Source organism: Streptomyces sp. SP17BM10, from assembly GCF_036322405.1.
Classification (GTDB): Bacteria; Actinomycetota; Actinomycetes; order Streptomycetales; family Streptomycetaceae; genus Kitasatospora.
This window is the reverse complement of record NZ_JAQYXB010000460.1, coordinates 1-15,409: the sequence shown is the minus strand read 5'-3', so window position 1 is coordinate 15,409 and position 15,409 is coordinate 1. Positions and strand designations below refer to the sequence as shown.

General features: G+C 74.7%; 20 protein-coding genes and 1 pseudogene. 10 read left to right on the top strand and 11 right to left on the bottom strand.

Annotated features, from left to right (window positions below):
• Positions 1-24 precede the first annotated feature (24 nt).
• The gene (gene trxA, locus PUR71_RS06005; protein WP_443077385.1) at positions 25-414 is read right to left on the bottom strand and encodes a thioredoxin; all 390 of its coding nucleotides are present in this window, start codon (positions 412-414) and stop codon (positions 25-27) included.
• A 169-nt stretch (positions 415-583) separates the two neighbouring features.
• On the opposite strand from trxA, the gene PUR71_RS06000 reads away from it, so the two are divergent.
• From PUR71_RS06000 to PUR71_RS05990, 3 genes are read left to right on the top strand one after another with little or no spacing between them, the layout of a single operon-like run.
• Positions 584-1,141 carry a hypothetical protein gene (locus PUR71_RS06000; protein WP_329925271.1) on the top strand — a complete coding sequence of 186 codons (558 nt, stop codon included), beginning with the start codon at positions 584-586 and terminating at the stop codon, positions 1,139-1,141.
• 33 nt (positions 1,142-1,174) lie between these two features.
• Complete coding sequence (locus PUR71_RS05995; protein WP_443077383.1) at positions 1,175-1,747, top strand: sigma-70 family RNA polymerase sigma factor; 573 nt, start codon at positions 1,175-1,177, stop codon at positions 1,745-1,747.
• The gene (locus PUR71_RS05990) at positions 1,744-2,478 is read left to right on the top strand and encodes an anti-sigma factor family protein (protein WP_329925270.1); all 735 of its coding nucleotides are present in this window, start codon (positions 1,744-1,746) and stop codon (positions 2,476-2,478) included. The genes PUR71_RS05995 and PUR71_RS05990 overlap by 4 nt, the downstream gene beginning before the upstream one ends.
• A gap of 1 nt (position 2,479) precedes the next feature.
• Here the strand turns inward: PUR71_RS05990 and PUR71_RS05985 are convergent, their stop codons facing one another.
• From PUR71_RS05985 to PUR71_RS05970, 4 genes are all read right to left on the bottom strand, one after another.
• Positions 2,480-3,145, bottom strand: a complete 666-nt coding sequence (locus tag PUR71_RS05985; RefSeq protein WP_329925269.1) for a hypothetical protein — start codon at positions 3,143-3,145, stop codon at positions 2,480-2,482.
• Between the two features lie 18 nt (positions 3,146-3,163).
• Positions 3,164-3,784 (bottom strand): hypothetical protein, encoded by a 621-nt coding sequence (locus PUR71_RS05980; protein WP_329925363.1) that lies wholly within the window; start codon positions 3,782-3,784, stop codon positions 3,164-3,166.
• Between the two features lie 67 nt (positions 3,785-3,851).
• On the bottom strand, positions 3,852-4,361 hold the full coding sequence (locus PUR71_RS05975) for a DUF1990 family protein (protein WP_329925268.1): 510 nt from the start codon (positions 4,359-4,361) through the stop codon (positions 3,852-3,854).
• Positions 4,362-4,374: 13 nt separating this feature from the next.
• Positions 4,375-5,247, bottom strand: a complete 873-nt coding sequence (locus PUR71_RS05970; RefSeq protein WP_329925267.1) for a YndJ family protein — start codon at positions 5,245-5,247, stop codon at positions 4,375-4,377.
• A gap of 175 nt (positions 5,248-5,422) precedes the next feature.
• On the opposite strand from PUR71_RS05970, the gene PUR71_RS05965 reads away from it, so the two are divergent.
• Positions 5,423-5,692, top strand: coding sequence for a DUF1876 domain-containing protein (locus PUR71_RS05965; RefSeq protein ID WP_218206002.1), 270 nt, complete (start codon positions 5,423-5,425; stop codon positions 5,690-5,692).
• Positions 5,689-5,922, top strand: a complete 234-nt coding sequence (locus PUR71_RS05960) for a hypothetical protein (protein WP_329925266.1) — start codon at positions 5,689-5,691, stop codon at positions 5,920-5,922. The genes PUR71_RS05965 and PUR71_RS05960 overlap by 4 nt, the downstream gene beginning before the upstream one ends.
• Before the next feature lie 35 nt (positions 5,923-5,957).
• Here the strand turns inward: PUR71_RS05960 and PUR71_RS05955 are convergent, their stop codons facing one another.
• From PUR71_RS05955 to PUR71_RS05945, 3 genes are all read right to left on the bottom strand, one after another.
• Positions 5,958-6,398 carry a PPOX class F420-dependent oxidoreductase gene (locus tag PUR71_RS05955; protein ID WP_443077382.1) on the bottom strand — a complete coding sequence of 147 codons (441 nt, stop codon included), beginning with the start codon at positions 6,396-6,398 and terminating at the stop codon, positions 5,958-5,960.
• A gap of 228 nt (positions 6,399-6,626) precedes the next feature.
• Complete coding sequence (locus PUR71_RS05950; RefSeq protein ID WP_329925265.1) at positions 6,627-8,156, bottom strand: MFS transporter; 1,530 nt, start codon at positions 8,154-8,156, stop codon at positions 6,627-6,629.
• A gap of 166 nt (positions 8,157-8,322) precedes the next feature.
• The gene (locus PUR71_RS05945) at positions 8,323-9,006 is read right to left on the bottom strand and encodes a TetR/AcrR family transcriptional regulator (RefSeq protein WP_329925264.1); all 684 of its coding nucleotides are present in this window, start codon (positions 9,004-9,006) and stop codon (positions 8,323-8,325) included.
• 404 nt (positions 9,007-9,410) lie between these two features.
• On the opposite strand from PUR71_RS05945, the gene PUR71_RS05940 reads away from it, so the two are divergent.
• The gene (locus tag PUR71_RS05940) at positions 9,411-10,250 is read left to right on the top strand and encodes a VOC family protein (protein ID WP_329925263.1); all 840 of its coding nucleotides are present in this window, start codon (positions 9,411-9,413) and stop codon (positions 10,248-10,250) included.
• On the opposite strand, the gene PUR71_RS05935 is transcribed toward PUR71_RS05940, so the two are convergent.
• Together PUR71_RS05935 and PUR71_RS05930 are read right to left on the bottom strand one after the other, a co-directional pair.
• Positions 10,247-10,711, bottom strand: a complete 465-nt coding sequence (locus tag PUR71_RS05935; protein ID WP_329925262.1) for a hemerythrin domain-containing protein — start codon at positions 10,709-10,711, stop codon at positions 10,247-10,249. The genes PUR71_RS05940 and PUR71_RS05935 overlap by 4 nt on opposite strands.
• Positions 10,712-10,793: 82 nt before the next feature.
• Positions 10,794-11,402 carry a TIGR03086 family metal-binding protein gene (locus PUR71_RS05930; protein ID WP_329925261.1) on the bottom strand — a complete coding sequence of 203 codons (609 nt, stop codon included), beginning with the start codon at positions 11,400-11,402 and terminating at the stop codon, positions 10,794-10,796.
• 184 nt (positions 11,403-11,586) lie between these two features.
• Here PUR71_RS05930 and PUR71_RS05925 point away from each other — a divergent pair, with 184 nt between their 5' ends.
• Positions 11,587-12,144 carry a DoxX family protein gene (locus PUR71_RS05925; RefSeq protein ID WP_443077380.1) on the top strand — a complete coding sequence of 186 codons (558 nt, stop codon included), beginning with the start codon at positions 11,587-11,589 and terminating at the stop codon, positions 12,142-12,144.
• Between the two features lie 65 nt (positions 12,145-12,209).
• Here the strand turns inward: PUR71_RS05925 and PUR71_RS05920 are convergent, their stop codons facing one another.
• Positions 12,210-12,971: a PP2C family protein-serine/threonine phosphatase gene (locus PUR71_RS05920; RefSeq protein WP_329925260.1), complete on the bottom strand. Its 762-nt coding sequence runs from the start codon at positions 12,969-12,971 to the stop codon at positions 12,210-12,212.
• A gap of 207 nt (positions 12,972-13,178) precedes the next feature.
• Between PUR71_RS05920 and PUR71_RS05915 the strand changes: the two genes are divergently transcribed.
• The 3 genes and pseudogenes from PUR71_RS05915 to PUR71_RS05905 all read left to right on the top strand — a co-directional run.
• Complete coding sequence (locus tag PUR71_RS05915) at positions 13,179-14,177, top strand: Dyp-type peroxidase (protein ID WP_329925259.1); 999 nt, start codon at positions 13,179-13,181, stop codon at positions 14,175-14,177.
• A 31-nt stretch (positions 14,178-14,208) separates the two neighbouring features.
• Complete coding sequence (locus PUR71_RS05910) at positions 14,209-15,054, top strand: family 1 encapsulin nanocompartment shell protein (RefSeq protein ID WP_329925258.1); 846 nt, start codon at positions 14,209-14,211, stop codon at positions 15,052-15,054.
• 196 nt (positions 15,055-15,250) lie between these two features.
• Positions 15,251-15,409: pseudogene (locus PUR71_RS05905) on the top strand (electron transfer flavoprotein subunit beta); the annotation flags it as partial.

Sequence of the window (15,409 nt, the reverse complement as noted above, 5' to 3'; positions counted from 1 at the left end):
AGCGGGGTCACGTCGACCAGCGGGTCACGCCGTGCCCTCGGCCGCCTGCTCCTCGGCGACCTTGCGCTTCACCTCGGTCATGTCCAGCTTCCTGGCCTGGCCGATCAGGTCCTCGAACACCGCCTCCGGCAGCGCGCCGGCCTGCGAGAAGACGAGCACGCCCTCGCGGATGATCGCCAGCGTCGGGATGGACTGGATCCCGAACGCGGACGCCAGCTCCTGCTGGGCCTCGGTGTCCACCTTGGCGAACACGAGGTCCTGGTGGCGCTCGGCGGCCTTCTCGTACACCGGGGCGAACTGGCGGCACGGGCCGCACCACCCGGCCCAGAAGTCGATGAGGACGAAGTCCTTGCCCTCGGGGCCGGGGACGATGTCGTCGAAGTTCTCCTTGGTCAGCTCGACCGTGTTGCTCATCTCGCGATTCCTTCCCTTCCGGAGGAGACGGCTCGGACCTGTGCCCCCGACAACGGCGAGCCGGTACGGCCTATTCCACCGTCCTGCCCGGGGTGCACCGGTGAGCAGCGCGCCGCCACCGTCCGTATAGAAGGGTGTCCACCTCGCCCCCCGACCGCGGGAGCCCACCATGCGCAGCAACCCCCGAACGCGGCAGGCCGTGCTGCTCGCCGCCTCCGGCCTCGCCGTGACCGCCCTCGTGGCCGGCTGCGGCTCCTCCGGCTCCGGTTCGAGCGCCAAGCCCAGTCCGTCGACCACGCCGGCACCGACCCTGCAGACCGCGACCGACCCCAAGCTCGGCACGATCGTCACCGACGGCTCCGGCTTCACCCTCTACCGTTTCGACAAGGACGAGAGCACCCCGCCGGACTCCTACTGCAACGCCGGCTGCGTCTCCACCTGGCCGCCCGAGGCCGCCACCGGCAACGCCACCGTCAAGGGCATCGACAGCAAGCTCGTCGGCTCCTTCACCCGCGACGACGGCAGCAAGCAGATCACCATCAACGGCTGGCCGGTCTACCGGTACGCGCCGGACACCAAGCCCGGTGACACCAAGGGCCAGGGCGTCATGGGCGTCTGGTTCGCGGTGACCCCGACCGGCGGCAAGGCGGGCGCGCCGAGCGGCAGCACCCCGGCGCCGAGCGCCCCCGCGACCCCGAAACCGTCCGCACCGAGCAGCGGCTACTGACCCGTGACGCCGCCGCTCGCCCGGGAGGCACGGGTGCGCAACGATGAAGTGGTGACCGAGGAGCACCCCCGCGGTGAGGCCGCCGCACGCGGGCCGGGGGCGTCGGACGAGGAGCTGATGCGCGCCCTGTACCGCGAGCACGCCGGTCCGCTCTACGGCTTCGTGCTCCACCTCGTCGCCGGCGACCGCCAGCGCGCCGAGGACGTCGTGCAGGAGACGCTCGTCCGGGCCTGGCGCAACATCCACCGGCTCGACCCGGCGGCCCGCTCGCTGCGCCCCTGGCTGGTCACGGTCGCGCGGCGGATCGTCATCGACGACCACCGCAGCGCCCTCGCCCGGCCCCGCGAGGTGGACGCCGCGCCGCTGGAGCTGGTGCCCGCCGACGACGAACTCGACCGCGCCCTGCGGATGATGACCATCGCGGACGCCCTCGGCGACCTCTCGCCCGCCCACCGGGAGATCATCGTCGAGACCTACCTCAAGGGCCGCACCGCCAAGGAGGCGGCCGCCGAACTCGGCATCCCGGCCGGAACCGTCCGGTCGCGGGTGTTCTACGCACTGCGCTCGCTCAGGCTCGCGCTGGAGGAACGGGGAGTGACCTCGTGACCGACCGCCCCGACCCCGCCCCCGGCGGACCCGACCACGTCGACGCCGGCGCGTACGTCCTCGGCCTGCTGGAGCCCGCCGAGCGCGCCGCGTTCGAGGAGCACCTGACCGGGTGCCCGCGGTGCGCGGAGCAGGTCGCGGAGCTCGGCCCGGTCGAACCCGTGCTGGCCGGGTACGCGGCCTCGGCCGCGGCCTTCGGCCTCGACCCGGCCGGACCGCCCCCGGGCCCCGACTCCGCCCTCCTGGAGCGGCTGGTCACCGAGGTCTCGGCCGGCCGGCGGCGGGGCCGGGTACGGCGGCTGGTGCTGGCGCTGGCCGCGACCGCGATGGTGGCCGCGGGCCCGGTCGTCACGGCCGCGGTGGTCGGCGGCAGCGCCGCGCCCGCCGTCGTCGCCGTCGCGCAGCAGTTCTCCGCGACCGACCCGAACACCGGAGCCCGGGCCGTCGTCGGGGTGGACGGCACCACCTGGGGAAGTCGGGTGACCCTCGAACTCTCGGAGGTCCGGGGCCCGTTGACGTGCACGCTGGTCGCGGTCTCGCACGCGGGGGAGCGTCAGACGGTCACCACGTGGAACGTCCCGGCGGACGGCTACGGCGCGCAGCCGGACAGCCGGGACGCGCTGCACACCGGCGGCGGCACGGCGCTCCAGCCGGGGCAGATCGACCGCTTCGAGGTGCGCGTCCAGGGCACGGGCACGGTGCTCGTCTCCGTCCCGGCCCACCGGGCCTGAGCTACCCGCCGAGCCGGGGCCAGAGGGGGTTGGGCCTGCCCTCGTCGGTCATGTGCGAGCGCCGCCAGATCCCGCGCCAGGCGCGCGGAGCGTACGGCAGGAGTGCCCGGTGCCGTTGCCCGCACGCGTCGCACGGCCGGAGCACGAGGGAGCACGCCGGGCAGACCCCGGCCGTGCCGTGCCCGGTCGGGACCGCCACCGCCGCCCCCTCGTCCCCGCAGGCCGGGCAGCCGGGCAACTCGGCACCGTCCAGCAGCGCGTTCTGCCGGCGGACGTAGTCGGGCAGCCACAGCGCGGGGTGGCGGAACGGGTCGTCGTACCAGGCGTGGTCGCCCACGGTGTCGTACCTCCGCAGCCACCACGGCCGCGGAGTCGGCACGGCCCGCCGGCCGGCCCGCTTCTCCGCCCGGCGCTGCACCGCGAACTCCGCCGCCCGCGCGAGCCACAGCGTCCGCGCCTCGTGCAACTCCTCGACCGCGCGGACGAGGGCGTCCGGATCCGCCTCCAGCCGCCGCGGGATCCCGGCGCTGACCGTGAGGTGGTGGTACGTCGCCCGGAACCCGTACGGCGCGAAGCAGGTGAGGCACGTGCGCAGTGCCGCGAGCCGCCGCCGGGGCGGGAGGCGGGCGTCGTGCACGAGGGCACGGTGGGTGTGGAAGCTGGTCACGTCCCCGGTCCTCCGCCCTCAGTCCTCGGTCACCGGGTCGGGGATCCGCGCGAGTGCGGCCGCGATGGCGGCGGCGTGGTCCGGGAGGTGCCGCTCGGCCCAGCGACCGGCCCGTCCGACGAAGTCGCGCAGGTCCTGCTCGGCGCGCGCGACCAGGGCGCGGAGTTCGTCGACCGGCACCTCGATGACGGGGCTGTCCTGCTTCAGGTCCATGTCGACGGTCAGCCGGACGACGTCGCCTCGGCGCTGCGCCAGCGGGGTCGGGCCGTGGCCGAAGCCGCCGGTGCCGTCGCCGTCGAGCACCTCCAGCCACTCGCGCCACTCGTCGAGGCCGTTGCAGCAGCCCGGGTCGAAGACGGTCCCGGTCCCGGTGTCGGTGACGCGGAAGCCGCCGGGGGCGTACGGGTAGGGGCTGGTGAGCAGGCCGGACAGGAACGCGCCGACCGGGTCGTCCGCCTCGGCCGGATCGGGGGCGTCGCCGTCGAGGGGCACGGTCCCCTGGGCGATGCTCGCCAGCGCCGTGCCGAGGTCGGCGGGCGCCGTCGCGCCGTCCACGACGACGAACCCGTGGGGCGTGAACGTGCCGATCGGCCACAGGCCGAAGTCGGCGGGGGCGGCGGTTTCCAGCACGGGCTGCATCAGGATCACTCCGGGATGATGGCGAACCGGCGGCCCGCCGTGCCAGGGCTTTTCCCGGTGGAGGCCGTCATCCGGCGTCGGCGGCGACGTGCGCGAGCACCCGCCCGCACCGCCGGGCGAAGGCCCGCTGGGCGAGCGGCAGGAGGGGCCCGGCCAGGCGGGCGTACCGGGCCACCGGTCGGCTGAACGCGGTGACGGTGAACCAGACCGCCCCGTCCGGCCCCAGCTCCACCCGGAACGTCTCTTCGCCGCTGGCCAGGTGGCCGCCGCGGGTGCCGTACGTGAGGCCGTAGCGGTCCGGGCCGGTCTCGGTGCGCAGGACCCGGTTCGGGGCGCCCGCGCGCAGCGGGCCGACGCCGATCGCGCACCGCACGGCGAGGCCGGGCGCGGCGTCGGCGGCCGCGGCGATCCGCACGCCGGCCAGGCGGTGCATGCGCCAGCCGAGGATCGCGGCGCCGGCCACCTCCAGGGCGGCCCGGCCGTGGCCGATCCGCGCGCGGTGCGTCAAGTGGTGGTAGCCGTCCGGCAGTTGTCCGGTCGCGCTGGCGCCGGTTTCGGGGTAGCTGAGGTCGTCCACGGGTGGTCCTCGGTCATCGGTGGGGGGTGAGCGGGAGGTCGGTGCCCAGCGGCGGCGTCTGAGCCTGCAGCCGCCGCCAGGCGAGCAGCGAGCACAGGGCGAAGCCCAGCCCGTTGCCGACGCCGTGGGTGGCGGCCATCCAGGTGAGCGTGGGGTGGGGCAGCCCGGACGCCTGGCCGAGGGCCCACCACAGGGCGAGCAGCATCGTGAGCGCGAGCACCGCCGAGGAGACGGCGAGCAGCCGGGCGGTGACCGGGTCGGCGGTGCGGGTGCGCAGCTCGCGCCAGGTGAGGAGGCCGACCAGCCACATGCCGGTGGTGAGCACGACGGCGCCGGCGAACTGCACCCAGGCGCCGAGGAAGTAGCCCGCGAGCACCAGCAGCGTGCCCGCCGGGACGCTGAGCGCGGCGGCGCGGGCCACCGCGCAGTCCGGTGCGGCCGCCCGGCAGACGAGCCCGGCGACCAGGGCGGCGGTGAACCCGGCGAAGTGGAAGTGCGGGACGGTCAGCGCCAGGACGTGCGGCTCGAAGCCGAAGAGCGGGTACCCGGCGCGCTCGGCGACCAGGGCCGTCCCGGCCACCGCGGGCGTGGCGAGCGCCGTCAGGACGGCGACCTCGCGCGGTGCGAGCGAGCGCGTGCGGGCCAGTCGCAGCGGCGCGTGGGCGGCGACGGCGAGCGTGCCGAGCAGGTACGGCACGGCGCACCCGGCCGCGAACTCGCCGCGCGGAAGCCACAGCGACAGGGCGCCGGGGACGGCGGCGAGCGGCCAGAGCCGGCGGACACGGGCGAGCCCGGGCCCGCCGATCAGGCCGAGGCCGAGCGGGAGGACCGCGCCCATGCCGAGCAGGATCAGCAGGTCGACCAGCTCGGTCGTGCCCTTCCCCATCCCGGTCAACCCCGTCCCGGACAACCGAGCACCTCCTTGAACGCGTTCAAACTGTTCGCCGCCGTGACTCTACGCCGTTGACTTGAACGCGTTCAACTCCACCCGCCCACTCTGGCCTGGTGCGCGGGCCGGGTGCGGCGCACTCTGGAGGAGTAACCGATGGAGGTGATCCGCCATGCAGACTCTGGTCGGTTGGCACATCGAGATGGAGTTCCGCGAGGAGGGCCCGCGGACGACCGCCGCCGCCCTGCTCCGGCTCGGCGACGGCACCGAGGTGCGCGCCCACGGCTACAGCAGCCGCCACCCCTCGGACCCGGAACAGTTGCGGGTCGGCGAGGAGATCGCCGGGGCCCGGGCGCTCAACGACCTCGCGTCGCAGCTCCTCACCAAGGCCCACGGCGAGATCCAGGACGTCAGCCCGGTCCCGACCCACCCGCTGACGTGACCGGCCCCGGCGGCGGCCCGGGCCCCCGTGCGGACGCGCGGGGGTACGCCCGGGACGGCGAACGGGACCCGGCCCGGCCGCGCATCCCGCTGATCTGCCCGCGCTGCGGGCACGAGCAGCGGGTCGTGCCGGGCGGTCCCGAGCGGGCGGTCCGGGTCGTGCACGTGGCGACCGGACGGGAGGCCTGCGAGCCCGGGGACCTGGCGCGGGCACCGGACGACGGGGACTGAACCCGGGCCGCCCGAGGACCGGACCCGGGCGGTGCTCAGTTGGGGCAGTACGTCGTCGGCAGCTGCCACGGCGGCCCGACCAGCCGCTGCTCGAGTTCGTCGATCGTGATCCGGACGCCCACCGTCCCCGCGAGGCCGACGCGCAAGCGGCTGCGGGCCAGCGCGAGCAGGGCCGTCAGGCCGTACTTGTTGATCAGCGAGGTGCGGTAGCGGGCGGTGTCGTCCGCGTCGCAGACCCGCGCGCGGGCCGGGATCCGGCGGCCCGTCGGGCGCCCGTGGGCGTCGCACGGGCCGACCAGCACGTGGGGGCGGCGCCGGATCCGCTCGACGGCGCCCGAGTGGGCCGGGGTCCAGACGCCGAGCGCCGGGCCGTCGGCGACCACCCAGATCTGCGACTCCAGGCGGCTGCCGTCCTCGCCGAACGTGGTGAGCAGCAGGTACTTGCTGTCGGAGAGCTGCTCGGTGCGGTGGTGCACGATGTCCTCCCTCTGGCGTGGGGGACCGGGGGCCGGACCGGTGGTGGCGGCCCGCGGACATCTCGCGGTACCCGCCATTCTCGTCGATCGGGGCCGCCGCTTCGAGGGGACGGGGGCCGCCCGTGTGCACTGGGCCGGCCCGGGAACGCGAACGGCCCGCCCGGTGTCGTGGGACACCGGGCGGGCCGCGTGCGCACCCGGGGTTTCGGCCCCGCCGTGGGCCGGGGGTCAGTGCACCAGCACCGGCACCTCGACGGCGTCCTCGGCACCGGCGGCCGAACCGCTCGTCGCGCCGGGACGGCCCGCGGTGACGAAGGTGAAGGCCACGGCCGACGCCGCCACCAGGATCCCGAAGGACACCCAGATCGCGGTCGAGAAGCCGTGCACCATGCCCTGGAACTGCAGCACCTTGGCGGCGGCCGGGTCGGCCGCGGCGGCGGCGGTCATGTGCGAGGCGAGCCAGCCCGTGGTGGCGCTGGCCGCGATGGTGTTCAGCAGAGCGGTGCCGATCGCGCCGCCGACCTGCTGCGAGGTGTTGACCATCGCCGAGGCCACGCCCGCGTCGCGCGGCTGGACGCCGTGCGTGGCGAGGCTCATGGCCGGCATGAACGCGGTGCCCATGCCGAGGCCCATCAGGATCAGGCCGGGCAGGATGTGGACCGGGTAGGAGGAGTCCAGGCCGATCTGGGTCAGGATCAGCATGCCGAGCGAGGCGACCAGGAAGCCGGGCGCCATCAGGTAGCGCGCCGGGACCCGGGTCATCAGCCGGGCGCCGATCTGGGTCGAGCCGGTGATCATGCCCGCCACCATCGGCAGGAAGGCGACGCCGGTCAGGACCGGGCTGTAGCCGAGCACGATCTGCAGGTAGTAGGTCAGGAACAGGAACAGGCCGAACATGCCGATCACGGCCATGCCGAGCGACAGGTACACCCCGCCGCGGTTGCGGTCGAGGACCACGCGCAGCGGCAGCAGCGGGGCCTTGACCTTGCGCTCGACCAGGACGAACGAGGTCAGCAGCAGGGCGGCGGCGACGAACAGGCCCAGCGTGCTGCCGGCCGTCCAGCCGCTCGTCTCGGCGCGGGTGAAGCCGTAGACCAGGGAGACCAGGCCGGTGGTCACCAGCAGCACGCCGGGGACGTCCAGGCGGTTGCGGTTGCGGCCCTCGGCGGGCTCGCGGATCACCAGGACGGCACCCGCGGCGGCGATGATCGCGAACGGGATGTTGACGAAGAAGGTCCAGCGCCAGTTCATGTACTCGGTCAGCAGGCCGCCGAGGATCAGGCCGATGGCGCCGCCGCCGCCGGCGATCGCGCCGTAGATGCCGAACGCCTTGGCGCGCTCCTTGGCCTCGGTGAAGGTCACCGCGAGCAGGGACAGCGCGGCGGGCGCCAGCAGCGCGCCGAACACGCCCTGGAGGGCGCGGGCGCCGAGCAGCATCGCGGTGTTGGCCGCGGCGCCGCCGAGCGCGGAGGCGAGGGCGAAGCCGGTCAGGCCGACGATGAAGGTGCGCTTGCGGCCCCACAGGTCGGCGATCCGGCCGCCGAACAGGAGGAGGCCGCCGAAGGCCAGCGCGTAGGCCGTGATGACCCACTGGCGGTTGCCGTCGGATATGCCGAGGTCGCGCTGGGCGGACGGCAGGGCGATGTTCACGATGGTCGCGTCGAGGACGACCATCAGCTGGGCGAGGCCGATGAAGATCAGCGCCTTCCAGCGCCTCGGATCGGGCAGCGTCGCCGGGCGGGCGTCGGTTTCGGGCATGGCGGTACTCACTTCGCGGGTGCGTGCGGGGCGGGAGAGGGGTCGACGGGCCTGCGCGCGGCGCGGGTCGGCACCGTGCGCGGGCATGCCGGGTCAGGCCTCGGCGGCCTGGTGGTTCCGGTCGGTCGGGACGGTCGGGGTCGGGGGTTCCGGGAGTCGGGACGGATCAGCGGTTGGCGGCCTGGAAGTCCTCGAAGGTGGCGGGCCGGCCGGGCAGGACGGAACGGGCGGGTGCCCGCAGGCCGTCCAGGAACAGTTGGAGGTGCCGGTGCACGAACTCGTCGAGCATCCGGCAGGAGGTGTTGGGCAGCGGGCGGGAGAGCTGGGCCATCGCGACGAACAGGTCGCCGTGGTCGACGTCCGGCCGCAGCTCGCCCGCCGCGCGGGCGCGCTCCAGCAGGCCGCCGACGGCCCCGTGCAGCCGGTCGCGGATCTCGACGACGTCCGGGTCGAACGGATCCACCCGGGTGCCGAAGACCGTGCACAGCGCGCCGACCTTCTCCTCGACGGTCGCGTGCGCGAACCGCTGGAGCGCGTCGAACGGGCCGGCGCCGCCGTCCGCGTCCGCCTCGGCCGTCGCCGTCTCGGCGAGGCCCAGGATGCGGGCCTTGACGAGCAGTGCCACGGCCTTGATCAGCGACGTGCGGTCAGGGAAGTTCCGGTACAGCGTGGCGTTGCCGACCCCTGCCCGCTTCGCGATCTCGTCCAGCGGCACATCGGCACCGTGCTCGACGAACGCGTCCCGGGCCGCCAGCACGATCCGCTCCCGGTTCCGGGTGGCATCGGCACGCAACTTGGGCGCCCGGACGCTCTCCGCGGAACGGGCCGGCTTGGTGGCGGCGGTGGTCACGACGACTGCTCCTCATCAGGATACCGGGGAACTTCTCCCCGCTTGTGCCTACGAATGTCCAAACGGGGATTCCGTCCCCGGATATTTCACCCCGCAGTGTGACCTGCATCACAGTCGATGGGTGCCATCGTCAGAGGCCGGACGGCCCGTGACCACTCGCCGGCGTGATCGTCCCCCGAGGGTGTCCAGGCGAAGATCCTTCCCATCAGAAGGCCGTCCACCTGCCCGATCCCGTCGGCATCTCGCCGGACACCGCGCCGTCGAAGGACCGGGTGCGCTGAACCCGGTCGTGTCTGTCGGCGCGGGGTACGCCCGTCGGCCTAGGCTGTGGGCGTCCCGGGCGGCCGGTGGGCCGTGGGTGTCGGGAGGGGCCCGGCGGCCGGGTGGTGGCGAGGAGGTCCGCGATGGGCAGCGGTGAGACCGCCCGGGTGCGCTGCGTGGCGGCCGTTCCGTGCTGGGTGAGCCTGACGGCCCGGGACCTGGCGGACGCGCAGGCGTTCTACGGGCCGCTGCTGGGCTGGGAGTTCGAGCCCGGGCCGGACCGCTTCGGCCCCTACGTGCACGCGGTGGTCGGCGGCGAGGCGGTGGCCGGGCTCGGCGTCGCGGGCGGTGGCTGGGAGATCCCGGTCGCGTGGACGAGCTACTTCGGTACGGAGAGCGCCGACGCCGCCGCCGACGCGGTGCGCGAGCGCGGTGCCACGCTCGCCGTCGGGCCGCTGGCCTTCGACGTCGGGCGGATCGCGTTCGCCGCCGACCCGGCCGGCGCCGCGTTCGGCATCTGGGAGGGTCCGCCGGGACGGGCCCGGCGGCTGGAACTGCCGGGCGCCCCGGTCTGGATCGAGCTGCGCACCCCCGACCCGTTCGCCGCGGCCCTGTTCTACGGGGAGGTGTTCCGCTGGGACGGCCGCGACCCGGAGCGGTTCGAGGTGCGCTGGGAGCACGACCGGGTGGTGCTTCGGGCGGAGGGCCACAGCGTCGCGGCGCTCGCGAAGGAGCAGGCGGGCGGTCCGGCGGGCGCGCCGCCGCACTGGGAGGTGTCGTTCTCCGTCGCGGACACCGACCGGGCGATCGCGCTGGCCGGGGAGCTGGGCGGTTCGGCGCTCGGGCCCGCCTTCGACTCCCCCTACGGCCGGGTGGCGCGCCTCCAGGACCCGCAGGGCGGCCGGTTCGCGGTGATCAGCCAGAAGGGCGCGTCCCAGGGCCCGTCGTCGCACCCCCGCGCGCCGGGCGGCGAGCGGCCCTAATCCGGGCCCGCCTCGGCGATCTCCTCCCGGTCGGCCCGCAGGCGGTCGCCGAGTGCCGCGCGGGACGCGGCGGGCAGGGCCTTGCGTGCGGCGGGGAACAGCTGCTCCTCCTCGGTCGCCTGGTGCCGGCGGACGGTGTCGGCGAGGCCGCCGAGGAGCGTGGCGAACGCGGGGTCGTCGGGGGAGAGCCCCTGGAGGTCGGACAGGTACTGCCCGATCGCCAGGTGGTCGTGGATGCAGCTGAAGACCAGCGCCCCGCCGTCGGGCACGTCGTGCTGGACGACCGGGAAGAGGTGCTCCTCCTCGGCGGCGCAGTGGGTGAACAGCAGGTCGGTGAGCGTCGTCAGCAGGTCGGTGCGCTCGGCGGTGCCGTCGGGCGCGGACTCGACCCGGGTGAGCAGCTCGGCGACCGCCCGGTGGTCGGCGGTGAACTCGCCGAGGATGTCCGGCCTGCGAACCATGGCACGCCCGCCTCTCGCACGGAAACGTCCCCCGTTACCTCCAGTGTCCGGCATCGGTCGGCGTGAACGGCGAAGCAGCGGGTCAGCGGCCCTCGCGGGGGCGGTCGCGGCGCCCGGTGAGGGCGAGCAGGCGCGTCTGCGGGTCCGCGTCGTCGGGGACGGGGACGGGCGGGGCGAAGGCGCCGGTGCCCGACAGGTCGCCGTAGCCGCTGATCGCCGCCAGGGCGAAGTCGACGAGCCCGGCGGGCAGCCGGGTCGGCCCGCCGATGCCCTCGGCGAGGTCCCAGGCGTGGATGACGAGGTCGGTGGTGACCTGGTCCAGGTAGTACTGCCCGGAGACGTCGCCGAACGACAGGTGGACGGTGAGCCCGGTGGCGCCGGGGACGGCGAAGGCGTGCCTGGCGGCCCCGGCGGCGGCCGTCCACGCGGCGACCGGGTCGTCACCGAGGACGTCGCCGTCGAAGCGGCCGCCGATCTCCGCGATGGTGGCGCCCATCAGCAGTTCGGGGATCCAGAGCTGCTCGCCGGTGAGGTGGTTGACGAGGTCGCGGACGGACCAGTCGGCGCACGGGGTGGGGGCGTCCCACTGGCCGGGACCGATCAGCCGGACCCGCTCGCCGAAGGCCGCGAGGGCCTGCGGGTAGGGCGTGCCGGGCAGCGCGGCCAGTTCGTGGTGCGCGGGTTCAGCCATGTCTCCACCCTGCCCGCGCGGTGCCCGGACCGCGAATTGCCGGTGCACCGTCAGTTGTTCAAATTCGAACTCCACGGTACGGTCTGGGGGTGGCCGGTTCAAAGTTCAACTAAGCAGGGTGTCCGAGCGCGGCCGCATCACCACCCCCCACCCCGCGACCAACCCCCCATCGATGGAGACGCGCATGCCGAGCAGCAGCCCGAGCACGACCGCCCCCACCACTAACCGGATGATCTCCGGACCGGCGGAGACCTCCCCGCACGCCTACGACGTCGGACTCCTGATCCTGCGCCTCGTGCTCGGCCTGACCATGGCCGCGCACGGCAGTCAGAAGCTGTTCGGCTGGTTCGGCGGCGGCGGGATCGAGGGCACCGGCAAGTTCTTCACCGCGAGCGGCTACCCGGCGGGCAACGCCATGGCCGTCGTCGCGGGCCTCACCGAGGGGATGGGCGGCCTCGCGCTCGCCATCGGCCTCCTCACCCCGCTGGCCGGGGCCGCGGTCCTCGGCACGATGATCAACGCGATCGCCGTCACCTGGGGCGGCGGGTTCTTCGCGCCGCAGGGCGACGAGTACCCGGTGCTGATCGCGGCCGGCGCCGCCGCGCTCGCCCTGACCGGGCCCGGCCGCTACGCCGTGGACCGCTTCCTGCCGGTGGTGCGGGCGCACCGCCTGGCCTACGGCGCGGCCGCCGTCGTGGTCGGCCTGGCGACCGCGGGCTTGACCCTGCTGATCCGCACGTAGGCGTGAACCGCGCAGCGGCGAAGCCGTGGTGACGAGTCGTCAGGACCGTCACCACGGCTTCGCCGTCATCCGCCGATGCGCACCAGCGCCAGCGTGATGTTGTCCGGCCCGCCGGCCTCGATCGCGGCCCGCCACAGCTCGAACGCCGCCTTCCCGTCCGACCGGTCCGAGTCCTCGGAGGTCCGGGCGAGCAGGCCGCCGAGCTCCTCCTCGGGCACCGGGTCGGTCAGCCCGTCGCTGCACACCAGGTAGCGGTCGCCGGCGGCGAGCGGCGCCGTGCGCACGTGCGGTTCGACGAAGGTCAGGCCGAGCGAGCCGCCCAGCGTCTGGGTGACCATCGAGGTGGTGCGCCGGCCGGGCGGCAGCGGCGGACTGTCGTCCACGCTCACCAGGTCCAGGCCGTCCGCGGTGACCCGGTAGACCCGGCTGTCGCCGACGTTGAACGCCATCGCCCGTTCGGGCAGCAGGACCAGGCCGGCCACCGTCGTGCCCATCGCCGCCAGCTCCGGCTCCTCGGCGGCCGCCGCGTAGACGGCCCGGTTGCACTCCTGGAGCTCCTCGCGGACCGTCTCCTCGTCGCCGAGCCCCGGGCCGTGCGCGGCGAGCCGACGGGCGACCAGGGAGCTCGCGACCTCGCCGCCCGGATGGCCGCCGAGGCCGTCGGCGACCGCGATGACGCAGGGCGGGCCGAACGGGAAGAGCAGGGTCTGCGGGTTGGTGGTCACCGTGGCGCAGAGCGTCCACGGCCCGACCGTGAGGCTGTCCTCGTTGTGCTCGCGCACCAGGCCCTCGTGGCTCAGCGCGCTCACCGCGATGTACGGCGCCATCGGTTCGCCGCCCTTCGGGAGCTCTCATCCCATTGTCGGGGGGACCCGCGGCGGGGTGCACGCTGCCCGCGCCGATCCGCCCGCTCTGCGGTGTAATCGTACGAATGATCAGGTTCACCCCTTCCTGGCACGACTCCCCGCCGCCCCCTTCCCGCCGCCCCCTTCCCGACGTCCCCTTCCCGACGACCCCTCCGGAGGGACCCGCCCATGCAGCCCGAGCCGCAAGCCGTCCTGTCCCCGTTGACCCGCGCGGCGGTCTTCCTCGTGCTCACCGTGCACCCCGGCGGCGAGGACGCCGTCCGCGAGCTCCTGCCGGACCTCGCCGGACTGCGCCGTTCGGTCGGCTTCCGCGCCCCGGAGGGTGGTCTGACCTGCGTCACCGGCATCGGCTCGGACGCCTGGGACCGGCTCTTCGCGGGCCCGCGCCCGGCCGGGCTGCACCCGTTCCGCGAGATCGCCGGCGCCCGCCACCGCGCCCCGGCCACCCCCGGCGACCTCCTGCTGCACGTGCGGGCCCAGCGGACGGACCTCTGCTTCGAGCTCGCCGCCAAGCTCACCGAGCGCCTCGCCGGCGCGGCCGCCGTCGTCGACTCCGTCCAGGGCTTCCAGTACTTCGACGACCGCGATCTGCTCGGCTTCGTCGACGGCACCGAGAACCCCGAGGGCCGCGCCGCCGAGGCCGCCGCGCTCGTCGGCGACGAGGACCCGGGCTTCGCCGGCGGCAGCTACGTCGTCGTCCAGAAGTACCTGCACGACCTCGACAAGTGGAACGCGCTGAGCACCGAGGAGCAGGAGGGCGCGGTCGGCCGCACCAAGCTCGCCGACATCGAGCTCGACGACGACGCCAAGCCCGCCGACTCGCACGTCGCGCTCACCGTCCTCACCGGACCGGACGGCGAGGAGCGGAAGATCGTCCGCTTCAACATGCCGTTCGGCTCCTTCGAGCGCGGCGGCGAGTACGGCACCTACTTCATCGGCTACGCGCGCACCCCCGAGGTGACCGAGGAGATGCTGCGCAACATGTTCGTCGGCCGCCCGCCCGGCACCACCGACCGGCTGCTCGACTTCTCCAGCGCCGTCACCGGCTCGCTGTTCTTCGTCCCGACCGCCGACCTCCTCGCCGCCCCGCCGCCCCCGCCGCCCGCGCCGTCCGCCCTCCCGGGGGACGGCTCGCTCGGCATCGGCAGCCTCAAGTCCACCCTCTGACCGAACGGCCCCTGACAAGGACCTGCGCCCCATGGACAACCTGCACCGGGACCTCGCTCCCGTCTCCGCCGCCGCCTGGGCCGAGATCGAGGAGGAGGCCCGCCAGACCTTCAAGCTGCACGTCGCCGGCCGCCGTGCCGTCGACCTGCACGGCCCCGAGGGCGCCGCACTGGCCGCCGTCGGCACCGGCCACCTCGCCGCCATCGACCCGCCCGCCGACGGCGTCCTGGCCCATGCCCGCGAGGCCCGGCCGGTGGTCGAGCTCCGCGTCCCGTTCACCGTCGCGCGCGAGGCCGTCGACGACGTCGAGCGCGGCGCCCGCGACTGCGACTGGCAGCCCGTCAAGGACGCCGCCCGCACCCTCGCCCTCGCCGAGGACCGCGCCGTCTTCGAGGGCTACCGGGCCGCCGCGATCGAGGGCATCCGCGCCGCCGCCACCAACCCGCCCGTCCCGCTCCCGGCCGACGTCCGGGACTACCCCAACGCCGTCAGCCGGGCCCTCACGGCGCTGCGCCTCGCGGGCGTCGGCGGCCCGTACGCGCTGCTCCTCGGGGCGGACGCGTTCACGGCCGTCAACGAGACCAGCGACCACGGCTACCCCGTCCACAACCACCTCGCCCGGCTCCTGGACGGCGACATCATCTGGGCGCCCGCCATCGAGGGCGCCTTCCTGCTCTCCGCCCGCGGCGGCGACTTCGAGCTCGTCCTCGGCCAGGACGTCTCCGTCGGCTACCTCTCCCACGACGCGGACTCCGTCCGGCTGTACCTCCAGGAGTCGCTCACCTTCCGCGTCCACACCGGCGAGGCCGCCGTGGCCCTGGGCGGACCGGCGCCGCAGGACGGCCCGAGGGCCCCCGGCCACCGGGAAGGGTACTGAGTTCCTTTACGAGGGGTACTGAGTGCCGTATTGTCTACTCGGAGCCTCTGACGCCAGTCGAAGAGAGCCGACACGGCATGCCGGTCCAGGTGGCGCTTGCGGCGCGCACGGCGCGACCGGGCCGGGATTGGCACTCAGTACCCTCGGCATGACCTGAGGCCATGGATCCAGTGCACCCGTGACAGGAGAACCGCTCATGAGCTTGAGGATCGTCGTCTGTGTGAAGCACGTGCCGGACGCGACGGGTGACCGTCGTTTCGCGGACGACCACACCACCGACCGGGAGGGCGTGGACGGCCTCCTGTCGGAGCTGGACGAGTACGGCGTGGAGCAGGCGCTGCGGATCGCGGAGGCG